The sequence below is a fragment of the Heyndrickxia vini genome, assembly GCF_016772275.1.
In the GTDB taxonomy this organism is placed as follows: domain Bacteria; phylum Bacillota; class Bacilli; order Bacillales; family Bacillaceae_C; genus Heyndrickxia; species Heyndrickxia vini.
Genome location: NZ_CP065425.1, coordinates 2,394,733 through 2,412,621, shown reverse-complemented (window position 1 = coordinate 2,412,621; position 17,889 = coordinate 2,394,733). Strand labels below are relative to the sequence as shown.

The following is a 17,889-nucleotide window of genomic DNA, read 5'->3' as shown; positions in this document are numbered from 1 at the left end:
CAATTTCCATTGTAATACAACTAATGTTAAAATTCACTAAAGTATTTATTTTCTGATAACAGATCAAAATAAAAATGACTGATCTTGTCAGCCATTATTATAGAGTTTATCGAATTGATTTGAAAATTCGGTATCCAATTTTAGTCGCTAATTGTGTTGTGACATTCTGATGATTTTGGAGGATTTTCATTAACTTAGGGTCGATTGAAGGAGATATATGAAATTCGGGTTGTTCTAGGTTTTTATTGATATGTGAAGAAAGAGAATCCGAATGCAGTACATTGACCCTTCGATAGCCAACTTCACGAAGTAGAGATATCCATTGACTCTCAATCGGGACATGGGGGATTCCATATACATTAGAGATCATTAATAAATCTGATGAATGTAATGGTACCTGGGCTGTCATATCAATATTAATTAAAATGCCCCCTTTTTTTAATACTCTAAAGTATTCCGTCAATGTTTTTTTTATATTTGTAAAAACCGTTACAGATTCTGAAATAATATAATCATAGGTTTCATCCGAAACAGGGATGTTTTCGACACTGCATTGTAAAGTCTTAATTGAGAGATGTCTCTCTTTAAATCGTTTCTTTGCCTTTTCAATCATAACTGGATGAATGTCTAAGGCTGTGACATCACATTTATATATTTCTGCAAGATAGGCAGAGGTTTGCCCTGTGCCACATCCTGCATCTAAAATTTTTGTAGTAGGGGTAATATTTTCATTATGAAAGATTTGTTTTGTTAAGGATAACCCTCCCGGATGTGCTCCCCCGACTCCGTAGTAAGCAAGGGCATCTTGATATGAATAGGACAATACTTTTCACTCCTTCAATTTCTGCATTCCTTTATTATATGTTTAGAAGCTTGAAAGAGTTTACAGATGTTTAATCTATAGCTTTGTACGGATATCCCATAATTCAGGAAAAAAACGGTGGTCAAGTACTTTTTTTAGGTAAGTAACACCAGCAGAGCCTCCGGTACCTTTTTTATGACCAATGATTCGTTCTACCGTTTTCATATGCCGAAAGCGCCATTGCTGAAACGAATCTTCAATATCAACAAGTTTTTCGGCAAGTTCATATAAATCCCAATATTTATCAACATTTTTATATACCTCAAGCCAGGCGTTTTCAACGCTCGAATCTGCTTTATATGCTCGTGAAAAATCTCTCGTTAATAAATCCGAATGAATATGTAAACCATTTGCCGCCAATGCTTGAATCGAGACATCATATAAACTTGGAGCTTGCAAGGCTAATTGTAACTGTTTATGCAAGTCGCTGTCCTTTTTGTAGATTTCTAGTATATGGCGGGTTTTATAACCTAATGCAAATTCGATTAATCGATTTTGGTACGATTGAAAACCGGATGCCTGACCTAATTTATCACGAAACTCCATATATTCTGCAGGTGTTAAGGTTGCAAGCACATCCCATGCATGGATAATTTGGGTTTGTATTTTAGAAACACGTGATAACATTTTAAAAGCCGGGGATAAATCCCCATTAGAAATGGAATCAATCGCTGCTTGAAGTTCATGTAAAATAAGCTTCATCCAAAGTTCACTTACATGATGGATGATAATGAACAGCATTTCATCATGATGATCAGATAATCTTTTTTGACTTGTTAAAAGAGTATCCAGGTGGAGGTATTCACCGTAAGTCATACGATTAATAAAATCGGTATAAATTTCATTTTCTTTTGACATTAACTACACTCTCCTTCAGTTGCTCTTAGAATTGCACGTACTGGGCTGCCGTCTGCTTCTTGAATAGATAAAGGCAGAGCTATCAATTCATAATGTCCGGGTTCCACGTCTTTAAGATCAATATTTTCTAGAATATGAACTCCATTATTGAACAAGGCATGATGGGTATCTAAAGACTTACTGTCAAGTGGATCAACGGAGGGAACATCAACTCCAATTAGTTCAATCCCTTTTTCCTTTAAAAATGGACCAATATTAGATTGTAAACAAGGAATACTAGTTGGAAAAACTTCGGGATTTGTAGATGAATCCGTTTTCAATAATAGTCTTGATTCATTCCCTAAATCAAATCCTTGAAGTTCTTCTGCACCTATATTAGTAAACTCAGAAACATCAATCACTCTTGCTGGTCCGATGTAAATGGATAGATTAAGATCCTTTACTTTTTTCCCTTTATCATCAAAATGAAAGGGTGCATCTATATGGGTTCCAGTGTGAGTACTCATTGTAACCTTGCCAATATTTACGGAGCCGCTTTGCTTTTTCGTTACTTCTACTTCATATGAAAATGGAGTATCTCCTGGCCATACTGCAATAGAGTTCGTTAATGGTTTTGAAATATCAATTAGTTTCATATGTACCTCCTGTTATACTGTTACTTATTGATTCTATAATTATTATACAATATATGATCAGAATATTTCGTAAAAAAAGCAAGAAATAGTAAGGAACCAATATAAAAAAAATCGGCCATAATGGCCGAAAAATAAAAGGGGTTTAACTAGACTATTTGGGGGGGCCTAGTTTTAAAAAGGTTTGTGCTGCAATGTTTGTTGCAACTGATTATATAGTAATAGATAAATCCTAAATCCAAATGAAAGCTAGATTATAATTTAATGAGAAACAAAATTGTCACAAAATTTTTATCAGATGAGAAATAAGTAAAACAACTAATAAATGGATCATCGGGTACGAAAGGATTCAAAAAAAAGATTGTCTCATAATTAAAGTGGAGGGAATTTTGAGACAATCCAAGATCTATATAAAGAGGTGAAACTAGGATGGCCTAGTAATATTATCTTAAAGGAAAAACAATAAAACTGCATGAAAAAAAGATGATAAAATAATGAGAAACAAAATTGTCACAATTGAACAAAATTATTGCGGGATATCTTTTATTGCAACTGTTTCAACTTACCTGTTAATGTATAATCCAAAAAATAGTAAATCGCTACTATAGCATATTTAAATAGATTTGGAGTAAAATAGACTTAAAAATATCCCATTCCTAGTTTACTTTTTGTGAAAAGTTATAATTAACTTACATATTTTTCTTTTGGTTTGACTTACTATTAATCTATAAATATAATAAAGTGTTGAGTATTTTTAGTAAAAGGAAGAAATTTATGGAAAAGATTGTAGTGACAGGTTTTGGCGTGAAAATTCCCGGAGCGTTGACTAAAACTCAATTTAAATCAGTTTTGGAAAATGGGATCTGTACACATGAGATTATACAAACAAAAGGTAAAAATGGAATTCATCAAATGGTTGCGGGAGTTATTCCTGATGATTTTCATATAATAAGTGGAAAAACATACAAAAGATATCCAAGATTAAGTAGATTGGCTATGGCCGCATCCGATGACGCAATAGAAATGGCACAAATCATTTTCGCTAAGGATCAGAGAGTAGCTGTTATTTTAGGTACTTCTGCCGGTGGTTTAAGAGAATTAGAAAGAAACTCCGAAAACTTTAAAGAATACGAGACCTTTCCGATTGAAAGTGTTTCATTAGGAGATCCACATACATTATCATCATCAGTTGCATCACATATTGGTGTGAAAGATCAATCTTATACAATTACTACTGGATGTGCAGCCAGTTCCGATGCGATATTACTTGGAAAGCTTCTGTTAGAAACAGGACAAGCCGATGTTTGCGTTGTTGGCGGTTCAGATGCCTGCTTAGGAGATTGGATATCATTAGGTTTTTTGAAACTTAAGTCGATACAATTAGATGAGGATATCCGAAACACAGGAGTTCCGTTTTCATTAAAACATAAAGGCTTTGTACTGGCGGAAGGTGCAGGTATTCTTATATTAGAACGTGAAAATGAAGCGAAATCAAGAAAAGCCAACATTCTAGGAACCATTACGAATGGGTATGCTAATAATGACTCATTGCCAATGTACCAAATGGATGTATCCGGTCAAGGAATGGCGAAAGCGTTAAAAAGATCAATTGGTGACTATATTCCGACTTATATTAACAGCCAGGCACTTGGTTTGAAAAATAATGATACAGTTGAATATAAAGTCCATCAATCATTATTTGGCTCTAATGTGCCTATCACTAGTATCAAAGGGATGATTGGACATCCATTTGGAGCATCAGGCGCTATCCAGATTATATCTTCTCTTATTTCGATGGAATATGGATTTATTCCACCAACAATTAAAACGCAGGCAGATGGTTATCAGGATTTGCCGATTGTTTTTGAAACGCAATATCAAGAAATTAAACATGTTGCGATAACAACACATGGTAATGGAGGGAATAATACGTGTGTACTTATCTCTCGTTATCATTAATAGGTGTGATAATTGAATGTACATAATGATGACTTTATTTGCTTGTTTTCCTTTGATAATTGGGATTTTGGGCTTATTTATTTTGGAACGCTCTAGAATTTCAATTACCTTATTTTTGTTTCTTATTAATATTATTTTATGGCAGTTAAGTGTTGCAGTGCTTTATGCACATAAAATATTAGACATACATACAATAGAATTTCTTTTTAGGCTATTTAGATGGGGATCGATATTTTTAGCCCCTAATTTAATGTATATATGTTATCTTTTGTTTACCGATCTCTCTCCAAATTTCAATAAAAGTTGGTGGAGGTTCATTGTAAGTAGGTATACAGTTATTCTATTGTCTGCTTGGGGATTAATCGTCTTTTTAATCGGTATGAGTCCTTATGGTGTGAATAAGCTTGTCATGAAGAATGGGATAGATGGGTCAAACTTCCTGTTTCCAATTGGAGGAAAAGGCAGTGGTTTCTATTTATCCATGCTTATCATCATGTTTATTTGTTTAATTATTTGTTTTTTTCTATCGGCACAAATTACGGATAGACAAATGAAATCTTATACAAGACAATTTTTGATTGCAACTGCTTTAGGCTATTCGATTGGCTTTCTGAATATCTTTCCACAAAGTAAATTATTGGGGAGCAGTTTAGCAGTTATTGTTTTTGCCACCTCTATTTTTATTACAATTATAAGAATTCATCAAAAGAAAATAAAAAGTATGAATGATGAAATAAAAAAACACCAAGAGTTTTTGCGAACAACGATCGACATGAATCCTAGTTTGATTTATGCAATAAACAAAAATAAAGAATTTACACTTGTAAATAAGGCCTTTGCTCATTTATACGGAAAGGTACCGAATGAATTGGAAGGTCATTCAGTAGAAATCCTCTATGATGAGAAAGAAGAACAAAAATTGTACGAAATTAATGAAATGAATGAACACTCTGTTCCCGAAGAAATTACCTTAAATAAAAACGGAAATAAAATATGGTTGCAATCAGTAAAAATTCCAATTAAAACATATAATGAAGAAATTATTCTTGGTGTTTCCACAGATATAACTGAAAGAAAAAAACAAGAAGAAGAAATGAAATACTTAGCTTTCCACGATACATTAACTGGTTTACCGAATCGTCGCAAGTTTAATATAGACTTAATTGAATTTACACAAAACGCAAAGAATCACAACAAGCATCTGGCGGTATTTTTTCTTGATTTAGATCGTTTCAAATATGTAAATGATACATTGAGTCATGCGACGGGAGATACGTTGCTTTCATTAGTTGCCTACCAACTAGAAACATGCAGTGAAGAGAACAAAGACTTTTTAGTATATCGAATTGGTGGAGATGAGTTTACAATCATTTTACCGAATAGCCGTGCAATTGAAGCCGAGCTTTTTGCGATGAAGATTCTTAAAAAATTTAAGGAGCCACTAACGATTAAGGGAAATTCCCTTTTTATCACACCAAGTATAGGTATCAGTATTTTTCCGGAAGATGGCGAAGATGCTGAAACATTAATGAAAAATGCGGATACCGCTATGTATTTCGTAAAGGAAAAAGGGAAAAATGGTTACAAATTATTTCAATCAGATATGAAAGAAACGTTCTATCGTAAAATGATGATTGAAAAAGGTTTGAGGAAAGCTATTGATAATGAAGAATTTAAATTAGTGTATCAGCCACAATTAGATTTAAAAAATAATGTTGTTATTGGTGTAGAAGCTTTATTAAGGTGGAATAGCGAAGAATTTGAGATGATTCCACCAAGTGAGTTTATTCCAGTTGCAGAAGAAGTGGGCCTAATTAATCAGATTGGTGAATGGGTGTTACGGACTGCTTGTAAGCAATGTAACGAATGGCATATGGAAGGTCGAGGTCCAATAAAAATTGCTGTTAATATATCAATGAAACAATTTTTAGAAGGGGACTTTGTTTACAATGTATCTAGAATTTTAGATGAAACACAACTAAATCCTACTTATTTAGAACTTGAAATAACTGAGAAGATAGCAATGACCAATCATGAAAAAGTGATCGAGATAATAGAGTCATTAAAATCATTAGGGGTTAGAATAGCCATTGATAATTTTGGCACAGGATACTCTTCTTTAAATTATTTAGGGAAAATTCCAATCGACGTACTTAAAATCGATCGAACATTAGTAAAGAACATTTCTATGAATAATAAGAATGCAACAATTGTTCAAAGCATAATATCCATCACAAAAAAATTACAAATGGATGTAATTGTGGTAGGAATTGAAACAAAGGAAGAATTACAATATATAAGAAACATGGAATGTTATATTGGGCAAGGTTATTTTATATCAAAGCCGAAGGAAAACCCATTTAGGTAAAAATGGCCCCCTTAAGTTGGACAAATAATCCAACTTAAGGGGGTTTTTAATTTAATTTTGCGCCAATGCATTATGCGGATTGATGTATTTTTATTCACTTGTTATACATGTTTGTTAAAATATTTATTATTTTATAGGATAATGTAATTATTTTTTTGAAAAGTGTTGTATAGTTATACATCAATTGTTATAATAATTCAAAATTAATGGAGGTGATTATGGTGAAAGTTGGAATTATAGGTGCTAATGGTTATGGAGGTGTCGAACTACTTCGATTATTAAAACAACATCCCTGCGTAAGTGTTGAAAAAACCATCTCACATTCAACCCAAGGTTGTAAACTGACTGAGCAATATCCCCATTTAAACAATGTATATGAGATGACCCTTGAGAAAATTGACATTGAAGGAATTGCTCGTAATGTAGATTTACTTTTCTTTGCAACTCCATCCGGCGTGTCAAAGGAAATTATCCCACTATTTCTGGAAAGGGAGATTAAATGTATCGATTTGTCTGGAGATTTTCGATTGAAGAATGGGCTACTTTATGAAAAATGGTATAAAAACACCCAAGCAAAAAACGAGCATTTACAAAACGCTACATATGGATTAACCGAGTTATTCCGTTCGGAAATAAAAAATGGGCATTTAATAGCAAACCCTGGATGTTATCCAACAGCAACACTTCTTGGGTTATACCCTGCATTAAAGGCAAAATGGATTGACCCAAAATCCATCATTATTGATGGGAAATCAGGAATTTCGGGGGCAGGAAGAAATACATCTATAGGTAACCTTTTTGCAGAAATAAATGAAAATATGAAAGCATATAAAATTGGTCTGCACCAACATATTCCGGAAATTGAACAAAACTTAAAAGTAATAAGTGGAGAGGAAACACGTATAACCTTCACTACCCATTTGGTTCCTATGACAAGAGGGATTATGTGTACAATCTATGTGGATTTAATGGAATCAATTAGAACTCAGGAGATGATTGATTTATATAAAGAAACATATAAAAATGAATATTTTGTTCGGATCCGTTCAGCAAATGAATGGCCGGCCACGAAGGAAGTAACTGGGTCCAATTTTTGTGATATTGGTTTAAAGGTAGATGAAAGGACAAACCGTCTAGTAATCGTTTCGGCCATTGATAATCTCGTTAAAGGTGCAGCAGGTCAAGCGATTCAAAATATGAATGTAATGAATGATTGGCATGAAAAAACAGGTTTGGAACTCGTACCGTTATATCCGTAAAAGGGGGATTTTGGATGAATAGTGTTCAGCAAGTGGGAGTGCTTAATGGAAACATAGATAGATTAATAGAGGGAAATATTACATCACCTCTTGGGTTTTTTGCAGGTGGGTTATTTTGTGGGATTAAGCGTAAAAGATTAGATTTAGCATGGATTTACTCAGAGGTTCCAGCAACTGCTGCAGCAGTATACACATCAAATCTATTTCAAGCTCCACCATTAAAAGTGACGCAAGATAGTCTTAAATCTGGAGGGAAAATACAAGGTGTCATTGTTAACTCAGGAAATGCAAATGCATGTACGGGTGAAGAAGGTTTGCAAAATGCCTTACGTATGAGGGGAATGTTTGCAGAACAAATTGATGTACCGGAACAATTAATAGCAGTGAGTTCTACTGGAATAATTGGTGAACAATTGCCTATGGAGAAAATAGAAAAAGGGATATTAAATATAACTGATTGTTATCAACAAAACAATGCAGACGAATTCGAACAGGCGATATTAACCACTGATACATTCACTAAGCATGCATGTATAAAACTTGAAATTAGCGGAAAAGTTGTGACGATTGGAGGTGCAGCGAAAGGTTCAGGAATGATCCATCCTAAAATGGGAACGATGTTGGCGTTTATTACTACAGATGCATGTGTTCAACCGGATGCGCTTCACCAAGCATTAAAAAATGTAACGAATGAAACGTTTAATATGATAACGGTAGATGGTGATACAAGTACAAATGATATGGTTCTAATATTGGCCAATGGCAAAGTGGAGAATATGGAATTAACGCCACAACATCCTGAATGGAATGTCTTTGAACAAAGCTTGAATTTGGTTTGTCAATCATTGGCAAAGCAAATAGCAAAGGATGGGGAAGGAGCAACAAAATTAATCGAGGTACAGGTTGAAGGTGCCGAATCGGATCAAGATGCCAAAAAGGTTGCGAAAGCAATTGTTGGTTCAAATCTTGTTAAAACAGCAATTTATGGTGAAGACCCCAATTGGGGGAGAATTGTAGCAGCCATTGGATATAGCGGAGTAGAACTGAATACCTCACAGGTAAATGTATCATTAGGAGCCATTAAATTATTGGAAAACGGAATTCCTTATCCATTTTCTGAAAAAGAGGCAACAAATTATTTGCAACAGAATGAAACGATTCAAATTTTTGTGGATTTATCTGCTGCTAGTGGAAATGCGGTTGCTTGGGGATGTGATTTAACGTACGACTACGTCAAAATCAATGCATCTTATCGAACGTAAGCTTGTGAAGGAGCTGGTGAAGATTGTCCTATATTGTTATTAAATGTGGAGGAAGTGTACTGGAGAACATTTCAAGTTCTTTTTATTCGAACATCGTTGACATTATGAAAAGTGAAAAGATAAAACCAATCATTGTTCATGGTGGGGGACCGGATATCACCAAACTTCTTAAGAAGATGGATATTGAAACAAGATTTATTAATGGAATCCGCGTTACCTCAAAGGATGTTTTAAGGGTCGTTGAAATGGTCTTGTCGGGTTCATCTAATAAAACGATTGTTCGGAATATTATTGCAAATGGTGGGGAGTCTATCGGACTTAGTGGCGTTGATGGCATGCTCTTAGAGGCAAAACAATTCGGAGAACATCATGAACTTGGCTTTGTCGGAGAGGTCGTTTCTGTAAAAAAGCGTTTATTAGATAAATTACTAGATGAACATGTCATTCCAGTTATTTCTCCTATTGCTATTGGACGAAACGGACAACATTGGAATATTAATGGAGATGCCGCTGCAGCTGCTATTGCAAGGGAAATCAATGCATCATTATGTATGGTAACGAATGTAGCCGGAGTAATTAAAGAAGGTAAAATCCTTCATCATATACAAAGCTTAGAGGCTGAAAACATGATTTCCAACCAATTGATAACCGGCGGCATGATTCCTAAAGTGAATGCAGCCATTGAATGTTTACGCTCCGGAGTGAAAGAAGTTTCGATAATTAATGGCATGGATGACAATGCATTACTGAAGTTAGTAAACGGTGAGATGATTGGTACTAAATTTTTGGAGGGAATCACATGTTAAATAGTGTCTTGGATCCTATAATTACTCCAGTTATGAATACGTATCAACGAGCGCCTATTCATTTACAAAAAGGAAAAGGCAGCTATGTTTGGGATATGAATGGGGATAAATACTTAGATTTTACTTCGGGAATTGCTACATGCAACCTTGGTCACGTGCCGGATACAGTGAAAAAGGCATTAAAAGAACAATTAGATATGTTATGGCATTGTTCAAATTTATATCATATTCATGTCCAAGAGAAATTGGCCTCATTTTTAACGGAAATAAGCTGTTTGGATCAAGTGTTTTTCTGTAATAGTGGTGCAGAAGCTAATGAGGCAGCTATTAAACTAGCAAGAATTTATGCGCACAATTTAAAGAAAAATGGATCACCGGTTATTGTAACTTTTAAACAATCGTTTCATGGTAGAACCCTCGCTACCTTATCGGCTACTGGGCAAGAAAAGGTACAAAAAGGATTTATCCCATTAATGCCAGGTTTTCATTATCTTACTTATAATCATGTGCAAGATCTGAAAAAAATCGAAACTATTTGTCCCATTGCCGTTATGCTTGAGCTTGTTCAAGGTGAAGGCGGCGTCATACCAGCGAATAAAGAATGGGTAGAGGAACTTGTAGCGGTTTGTAAGAAGAACAATATTTTACTTATCGTTGATGAAGTTCAAACAGGAATGGGGCGGACAGGAACGATGTTTGCCTATGAACAATACGACTTTGAACCAGACATTGTTACACTAGCAAAAGGGCTAGGATCTGGTTTCCCGATAGGTGCTATGCTTGCGAAAAGTTCAATTGCAAAAGCATTTATACCGGGTACACACGGAAGTACATTCGGTGGAAATCCATTAGCAGCTGCAGCAGGATTGGCAACGGTACAATTTTTAATCAGCAATATAATTTCTAAAAACAATGAACTGATTACCTATTTATGGGATGAATTAAATCACTTGAAAGAAGCCCATCCAACTATTAAAGCCATTCAAGGAAAAGGATTACTGATTGGGATTATTGTGGATCGTGATGCCAATCAATTTGTAGAAGCGGCCCGGAAGGAAGGAGTTCTTATCTTAACGGCTGGTCAAAATGTAATCAGATTACTTCCTCCATTAACAATGACGAAAGAAGAAGTTGATCAGTTCATAAACATCTTTAACAAAATTTTGTATGAAATGGAGGGGTGAAATAAATGATATCTGGTTATTTAACTCTCGAAACAGGAGAAACCTTTGAAGGGGAACTTATTGGAAATGCTACCGAAGTTTGTGGGGAAGTGGTTTTTAACACGAGTATGACAGGTTACCAAGAGATTATGACTGATCCGTCATATGCAGGCCAAATTGTTGTGTTTACTTATCCGTTAATCGGAAATTATGGAGTGAACGAGAATGATAGTGAAAGTCATATCCCACATGTGAAGGCAATGATTACAAGTGAATTTTGTAGTCAGCCAAGTCATTTTACCCTAACAAATAGTGCCGAAAATATATTGCAGAAACATCATATCCCATGTTTAACGAATGTGGATACGAGAGAATTAGTGAAAACCATTCGGAAAAAAGGAACGGTTAAAGGAATTATTTCCTCAAAAAAAGTGAAACACAACACGTTTTTAAACGACACACAACTTGTTGATCATGTAACTTCTAAAGAAATTCGAACATATGAAAACAATGGCCCTCATGTTATGCTTATGGATTTTGGTTTCAAAAAATCTATATTACATTACTTGCTAGATTCCCATTGTAAGGTAACAGTCGTTCCATATGATGTTCCACTAGAGAAAGTATACAGCTTAAATCCGGATGGAATAGTGATTAGTAATGGACCTGGAGATCCAATTGCAGTGAGTAATCAATTGAAAAAAATAAAAGTGATCACGCAAAAATTTCCGACCCTTGGAATTTGTTTGGGCCACCAATTAATCGCATTAGCATATGGAGCTAAAACGAAAAAACTTCTTTTCGGACATCGTGGTGGAAATCATCCAGTGAAAGATATGACAACAGGTAAAGTTTTTATTACTTCGCAAAATCATGGATATGTTGTTATAGATGAAACGATTGATGAACAACAGTTTATCGTCACTTTCAAACATATAAATGATGGAACGATTGAAGGGTTAGAGCATCGCCAGCTACCAATTATAACTGTACAGTTTCATCCTGAGGCCCATCCCGGTCCTATGGATACTGAATATATCTTTGAAAAATACATCAATTTACTTAAACAAAAAATGGGAGTTATGCAGTATGCCTTACAATAAAAATATAAAAAAAGTTCTTGTTATCGGATCCGGTCCAATTGTGATTGGGCAAGCAGCTGAATTTGATTATGCAGGGACGCAAAGTTGTCTCGCATTAAAAGAAGAAGGTATTGAAGTTGTATTGTTAAACAGTAATCCAGCAACAATCATGACTGATGAGCAAATTGCAGATAGAATTTATATCGAACCAATTACTGTGGAAACAGTAGAGGAAATTATTAAAATTGAAAAACCAGATGGTGTTATTGGCACACTTGGCGGACAAACAGGATTAAATATTACCGTTAAACTTCATGAAAAGAATATTTTTGAAAAATATAATGTGACATTACTAGGTACATCTGTAGATTCAATCCAAAAGGGAGAAGATCGTGAAAAATTTAGGGAATTAATGCTTCAAATAAATGAGCCTATTCCTGAATCAATGATTGTTCACCATGTAGAAGAGGGCATAAAGTTTGTTGAAAAGATAGGATTTCCGGTTATAATCCGCCCAGCCTATACATTAGGAGGTGCAGGCGGTGGATTCGCAAATAGCTTTGAAGAACTAATTCCTGTTTTGCAAAAAGGTTTAACACTTAGTCCAATCAACCAAGTTCTAGTAGAAACAAGTATTAAAGGGTGGAAAGAAATAGAATATGAGGTTGTAAGGGATGCTAATGATACTTGTATTATTGTATGTAATATGGAAAACTTTGATCCAGTCGGAGTACATACGGGAGATTCAATTGTTGTTGCACCATCACAGACACTATCAGACGTACAATATCAAGTTCTTCGTAATGCCTCATTAAAAGTTATTCGTGCACTGGGAGTGATTGGCGGGTGTAATATCCAATTTGCTTTGGATCCGAAATCCAATCAATACTATATTATAGAAGTCAACCCTAGGGTTAGTCGTTCATCCGCACTCGCTTCAAAAGCAACCGGTTACCCTATTGCCAGAATTGCAACAAAATGTGCAATTGGCTATCACTTAGATGAGATTATAAATCCAGTGACGGGAACAACATATGCTTCATTCGAGCCTGCACTAGACTATATTGTTGTGAAACTACCGCGTTTTCCATTTGACAAATTTTCCGAAGCTAATAGACAACTAGGGACGCAAATGAAAGCAACAGGAGAAACAATGGCAATTGACCGTACATTTGAAGGAGCTTTAAATAAAGCATTGCGCTCAATCGAATATAATGTGGATGGTCTTTCACACCCTTATGTCGAACAATGTACGGATGAACAATTAAAACATTATATAGATGAACCAACAGATCTCCGTTTATTTGCCATTGCTAAAGCTATTAGAAAAGGAATACCGATGAACGAACTATACGATTCTACAAAAATAGATTATTGGTTTTTGAACAAATTGAAAGGCATGATTAATTTTGAACAAACAATGAACCAATATACGATTGATGAGATTCCGATTGAACAATTGGAAAAAGCAAAGAAAATGAATATGAGTGACAAATATATTAGTTCACTTCTGAAGTGCGAAGAACAACAAATAAAGCAAAAAAGAAAAGAGAATCATCTTGTTCCATCCTATAAATTGGTCGATACTTGTGCAGGAGAATTTGAGGCTCAAACTCCGTACTATTATTCAACTTGGAATGGGATGGATGAAGTAGATGTAACTAATAAGAAAAAGGCTTTAATTATTGGATCCGGCCCTATTCGTATCAGCCAAGGAATTGAGTTTGATTATTGTTGTGTACATGCAATTTTGGCATTAAAAAAACAAGGATATGAAACGATTGTTGTTAATAATAATCCCGAAACGGTCAGTACAGACTATTCGGTAGCCGATAAATTATACTTTGAGCCGATTACCTTTGAAGATGTACTTCATATCATTGAAAAAGAAAAACCCGATGGTGTTTTTATTCAATTTGGCGGACAGACAGCGATAAATTTAGCAGCTGAACTTGTAAATGCAGGAGTTGAAATTTTTGGAACTTCATTAGAATCGATTGATATATTAGAAGATCGGCAGCAGTTTTATCAACTACTAAATAAATTGAACATACCTCATATTAAAGGAGAAATTGCCTTTAGCAATGAAATGGTTAAAAATGTTGCAAATCATATAGGCTATCCTGTATTAATTCGTCCCTCCTTTGTGATTGGTGGCCAATCCATGTCGATTCTTTATAAGGAAGAAGAGTTGGAGAACTATTTGTCATCCTTGACATATGCGGATGAACGAATCTGGCCGTTAGTAGTTGATCAGTACCTCCCTGGTTTGGAATGTGAACTGGACTGTATAAGTGATGGGAATGATGTCTTTATCCCAGGTATATTTGAACATATTGAAAAAGCCGGTGTCCATTCCGGGGATAGCATAAGTGTATACCCACCAAAAACGTTGTCTACTAGCGAAAAACAACTTTTACTTTATTATACAAAAAAAATATGTAGAGAAGCTGGAGTCATTGGAGTCGCTAACATCCAGTTTGTCATCCATCAAAATCAAATATATTGTTTAGAAGTGAATCCACGTGCTTCAAGAACTGTGCCAATTTTAAGTAAAATTACTGGTGTTCCAATTATTGATATTGGGATATCCGTCCAACTTGGCCAGTCTTTAGAACAAACTGGAATTGCGTCAGAGGCGAAATTTACATCCATTAAAGCACCCATCTTTTCTTTTAGGAAGTTACAAGAAGTTGACCCGATATTAGGACCAGAAATGAAGTCAACTGGGGAAATACTAGGAATAGGAGATACTTATGAAGAAGCATTAAATAAAGCGGTGAATAAGCATGGCATGGAATGGAATGCTATTTTTTGCTCAATCAATGATCGGGAAAAGGAGGATTTTATACAATTCATAAAAACGATTCACTGCAAAATATATGCAACTGAAGGGACGGCAAGAAGTTTAAATGAAAATGGGATAACGGCAGTTTCAGTTGAGAAAGAAAAACAAAGGGTAAGTAATGCATTTGAAAAAGAAAAATTTGCTGGTGCCGTTATCCTACCTACAAAAGGGGGGGACAAAGAAAAATTAGGAAGCTTTATAAGAGAGCTTGCACTAAAACATGACATTCCACTTTTCACTTCTTTAGATACTTTCAAATCGATTGTACCTTTAAAAGAAACTAAGCAAGTCACAGTGAAATCATTGAATGATTATAAATACAGCAATGTGAATAAATAATGGGAAGGAAGATAGAAAATGCACGGTGTTATTCCATTTGAACAACAAATAAAGAAAATCAATAGCGACCATTTTTTGACTATTGGAGATCTATCAAGTGATGAGATTTTTTTCCTTATGAAAGAGGCTGTTAAATTAAAAAAAGAGCAAAAGTCGGGCGTAACGAGTTCCGTTTTAAATGGTAAGGTACTCGGAATGATATTTGAAAAGGCTTCAACACGTACCCGAGTTTCATTTGAAGTAGGGATGCTGCAACTTGGTGGCCATGCCATTTTTCTCAGTTCTAAAGATATTCAACTTGGCAGAGGAGAAACTATCGAAGATACAGCAAAGGTACTTTCTAGATATGTAGACGGATTAATGATTCGAACATTTGAACATGAAATGATTGAAACCTTTGCTCAGCATTCATCAGTCCCGGTCATAAATGGCTTGACGAATATGCATCACCCTACACAAGTAATGGCTGATTTATTAACGATTTATGAACATAAAGGGAAGCTAACAGGGTTAAAAATGTGCTTTGTCGGAGACGGAAATAACAATATGTGTCATTCATTAATAGAAGGCGCCTCTAAAGTTGGGATGAATATTGCGATAGCTACCCCAGATGGTTATGAACCGAATAAAAATATTGTTAATAAGGCAAACATAGATGCTAAAAAGTGGGGATCGACCATTGAAATTGATTCTAATCCCGTCAAAATGATGAAAAACGCAGATATTGTTGTCACAGATGTGTTTGCAAGCATGGGGCAGGAAAAAGAAAGTAACCAACGATTAAATGATTTTAAATCATATCAAATAAATGAGAACTTATGCAAATATGCGAATAAAAATTTTATTTTTCTTCATTGCCTACCCGCACATCGAGGAGAAGAAGTAGCTGCGAAAATAATTGATGGACCACATTCAGTTGTATTTGACGAAGCGGAAAATCGACTTCATGCTCAAAAAGCGATATTAAAAGTATTAATGGGAGATACTTTACAAAAAGAATAGTCATTTCTATTTTTTTGATTGACATGAATAAAAATACATGTATATAATTATTTATGCAAAGGAGAGATAGACATGGCAAAAGAAAAAATTGTTCTAGCTTATTCAGGTGGATTAGATACATCTGTTTCAATTAAATGGTTACAAGAAAAATATGGTTATGATGTCATTGCATTAGGCATAGATGTAGGTGAAGGAAAAGACTTAGAGGCGATTCGCCAAAAAGCTCTTAATGTGGGAGCAATTAAAGCGGTAATGATAGATGGTAAAGAATTGCTGGCAAAAGATTATATTTTACCAAGCTTAAAGGCAAATACATTATATGAAGGAAAATATCCTTTATCTTCTGCATTAAGTAGACCGTTGATTTCTAAGCTGCTAGTGGATGTGGCTGAGCAAGAGGGTGCTGTGGCAGTTGCACATGGATGTACTGGAAAAGGGAATGATCAAGTTCGTTTTGAAGTTTCTATCCAAGCGTTGAATCCATTATTAAAAGTGGTCGCACCTGTACGTGAATGGGGAATGACTCGCGATGAGGAAATTGCCTATGCGGAACAACACGGAATTCCAATCCCAATTGATTTAGATAATCCATTCTCAATAGATGCAAATATTTGGGGAAGAGCATGCGAAGCGGGAGTATTAGAAAACCCGTGGAACGAGGCACCAGAAGAAGCATTCGATTGGACAAATCCAATTGAAAAAACACCAAATGAAGCGGAATATATTGAAATAGACTTTAAGGAAGGTGTTCCGGTTGCATTGAATGATCAACCTATGAATCTAGTTGAATTAATTGAAACTCTCAATGAACTCGCTGGCAAACATGGCATCGGAAGAATTGATCATATCGAAAACCGTTTAGTAGGAATCAAATCACGTGAAGTATATGAAAATCCTGCTGCCCTATTATTAATTAATGCCCATAAAGAACTCGAATTTTTAACATTGCCTCGTGAAGTAACACAATTTAAGTTAACGGTAGAACAACAATTGGCAAAAATCATTTACGAAGGCTTATGGTATTCTCCGTTAAAGCCGGCAATTGATGCGTTTATAGAGGAAACACAGAAAACGGTAACAGGTAAAGTACGTGTAAAACTCTTCAAAGGTACACATGTTGTGACAGGACGCCAATCACCATATAGCTTATATAATGAAGAGCTCGCAACATATTCAAAAGGAGATGCATTCGACCATAATGCAGCGGTTGGCTTCATAAAATTATGGGGATTACCAACAAAAGTATATTCTGAAATTCATTCGAAACTAGAAGTGAATAACTAGGGCTTTTTCTAAAATATTGTTTCTTTCCACTTATCGCACAGAGTGGATTGGAGCGGAAGGCACTTGACTCCTGCGGGATCAGCTGGACAGATGAGACACCGCGGGGAGCGAAGCGATGAGGAGGCTCATCGTAGCACCGCGAAAAAGCAAGTGTCTGTAGCGGAA

At 35.2% G+C, this 17,889-nt stretch carries 13 protein-coding genes; 10 read left to right on the top strand and 3 right to left on the bottom strand.

Translation table 11 applies throughout. The features are described 5' to 3' along the window. Positions 1 to 106: 106 nt before the first annotated feature. The 3 genes from I5776_RS12040 to kynB form a co-directional block, all read right to left on the bottom strand. A complete protein-coding gene (locus I5776_RS12040) occupies positions 107 to 823 on the bottom strand; it encodes a class I SAM-dependent methyltransferase (RefSeq protein WP_202776654.1) in 717 nt (238 codons plus the stop codon). Positions 824 to 898: 75 nt separating this feature from the next. Beyond that, complete coding sequence (gene kynA, locus I5776_RS12035) at positions 899 to 1,720, bottom strand: tryptophan 2,3-dioxygenase (RefSeq protein WP_202776653.1); 822 nt, start codon at positions 1,718 to 1,720, stop codon at positions 899 to 901. Next, positions 1,720 to 2,355 (bottom strand): arylformamidase, encoded by a 636-nt coding sequence (gene kynB / locus I5776_RS12030; protein WP_202776652.1) that lies wholly within the window; start codon positions 2,353 to 2,355, stop codon positions 1,720 to 1,722. The genes kynA and kynB overlap by 1 nt, the downstream gene beginning before the upstream one ends. A gap of 771 nt (positions 2,356 to 3,126) precedes the next feature. Between kynB and I5776_RS12025 the strand changes: the two genes are divergently transcribed. From I5776_RS12025 to I5776_RS11980, 10 genes are all read left to right on the top strand, one after another. Continuing rightward, positions 3,127 to 4,311, top strand: a complete 1,185-nt coding sequence (locus I5776_RS12025) for a beta-ketoacyl-[acyl-carrier-protein] synthase family protein (RefSeq protein WP_202776651.1) — start codon at positions 3,127 to 3,129, stop codon at positions 4,309 to 4,311. Between the two features lie 343 nt (positions 4,312 to 4,654). Beyond that, on the top strand, positions 4,655 to 6,679 hold the full coding sequence (locus tag I5776_RS12020; RefSeq protein WP_202776650.1) for a sensor domain-containing protein: 2,025 nt from the start codon (positions 4,655 to 4,657) through the stop codon (positions 6,677 to 6,679). A 218-nt stretch (positions 6,680 to 6,897) separates the two neighbouring features. Further along, positions 6,898 to 7,938 carry an N-acetyl-gamma-glutamyl-phosphate reductase gene (gene argC / locus I5776_RS12015; protein WP_213085682.1) on the top strand — a complete coding sequence of 347 codons (1,041 nt, stop codon included), beginning with the start codon at positions 6,898 to 6,900 and terminating at the stop codon, positions 7,936 to 7,938. 14 nt (positions 7,939 to 7,952) lie between these two features. After that, entirely contained in the window at positions 7,953 to 9,200 is a 1,248-nt protein-coding gene (gene argJ, locus I5776_RS12010; RefSeq protein WP_202776648.1) for a bifunctional ornithine acetyltransferase/N-acetylglutamate synthase, read from the top strand. Between the two features lie 23 nt (positions 9,201 to 9,223). Then, the gene (gene argB / locus I5776_RS12005) at positions 9,224 to 10,006 is read left to right on the top strand and encodes an acetylglutamate kinase (protein WP_202776647.1); all 783 of its coding nucleotides are present in this window, start codon (positions 9,224 to 9,226) and stop codon (positions 10,004 to 10,006) included. Further along, on the top strand, positions 10,000 to 11,190 hold the full coding sequence (argD, locus tag I5776_RS12000; RefSeq protein ID WP_202776646.1) for an acetylornithine transaminase: 1,191 nt from the start codon (positions 10,000 to 10,002) through the stop codon (positions 11,188 to 11,190). The genes argB and argD overlap by 7 nt, the downstream gene beginning before the upstream one ends. Before the next feature lie 5 nt (positions 11,191 to 11,195). Further along, entirely contained in the window at positions 11,196 to 12,272 is a 1,077-nt protein-coding gene (locus I5776_RS11995) for a carbamoyl phosphate synthase small subunit (RefSeq protein ID WP_202776645.1), read from the top strand. Then, complete coding sequence (gene carB / locus I5776_RS11990) at positions 12,259 to 15,438, top strand: carbamoyl-phosphate synthase (glutamine-hydrolyzing) large subunit (protein WP_202776644.1); 3,180 nt, start codon at positions 12,259 to 12,261, stop codon at positions 15,436 to 15,438. The genes I5776_RS11995 and carB overlap by 14 nt, the downstream gene beginning before the upstream one ends. Positions 15,439 to 15,456: 18 nt before the next feature. Beyond that, entirely contained in the window at positions 15,457 to 16,440 is a 984-nt protein-coding gene (argF, locus tag I5776_RS11985; protein ID WP_202776643.1) for an ornithine carbamoyltransferase, read from the top strand. 72 nt (positions 16,441 to 16,512) lie between these two features. Then, on the top strand, positions 16,513 to 17,724 hold the full coding sequence (locus tag I5776_RS11980) for an argininosuccinate synthase (protein ID WP_202776642.1): 1,212 nt from the start codon (positions 16,513 to 16,515) through the stop codon (positions 17,722 to 17,724). The last annotated feature ends 165 nt before the right edge of the window (positions 17,725 to 17,889 follow it).

Coding starts and splice junctions, on each gene's coding strand:
- kynA (WP_202776653.1), bottom strand. CDS start 1,720: ATGTCAAAAGAAAATGAAATTTATACCGATTTTATTAATCGTATGACT.
- kynB (WP_202776652.1), bottom strand. CDS start 2,355: ATGAAACTAATTGATATTTCAAAACCATTAACGAACTCTATTGCAGTA.
- I5776_RS12025 (WP_202776651.1), top strand. CDS start 3,127: ATGGAAAAGATTGTAGTGACAGGTTTTGGCGTGAAAATTCCCGGAGCG.
- argC (WP_213085682.1), top strand. CDS start 6,898: ATGGTGAAAGTTGGAATTATAGGTGCTAATGGTTATGGAGGTGTCGAA.
- argJ (WP_202776648.1), top strand. CDS start 7,953: ATGAATAGTGTTCAGCAAGTGGGAGTGCTTAATGGAAACATAGATAGA.
- argD (WP_202776646.1), top strand. CDS start 10,000: ATGTTAAATAGTGTCTTGGATCCTATAATTACTCCAGTTATGAATACG.
- I5776_RS11995 (WP_202776645.1), top strand. CDS start 11,196: ATGATATCTGGTTATTTAACTCTCGAAACAGGAGAAACCTTTGAAGGG.
- carB (WP_202776644.1), top strand. CDS start 12,259: ATGCCTTACAATAAAAATATAAAAAAAGTTCTTGTTATCGGATCCGGT.
- argF (WP_202776643.1), top strand. CDS start 15,457: ATGCACGGTGTTATTCCATTTGAACAACAAATAAAGAAAATCAATAGC.
- I5776_RS11980 (WP_202776642.1), top strand. CDS start 16,513: ATGGCAAAAGAAAAAATTGTTCTAGCTTATTCAGGTGGATTAGATACA.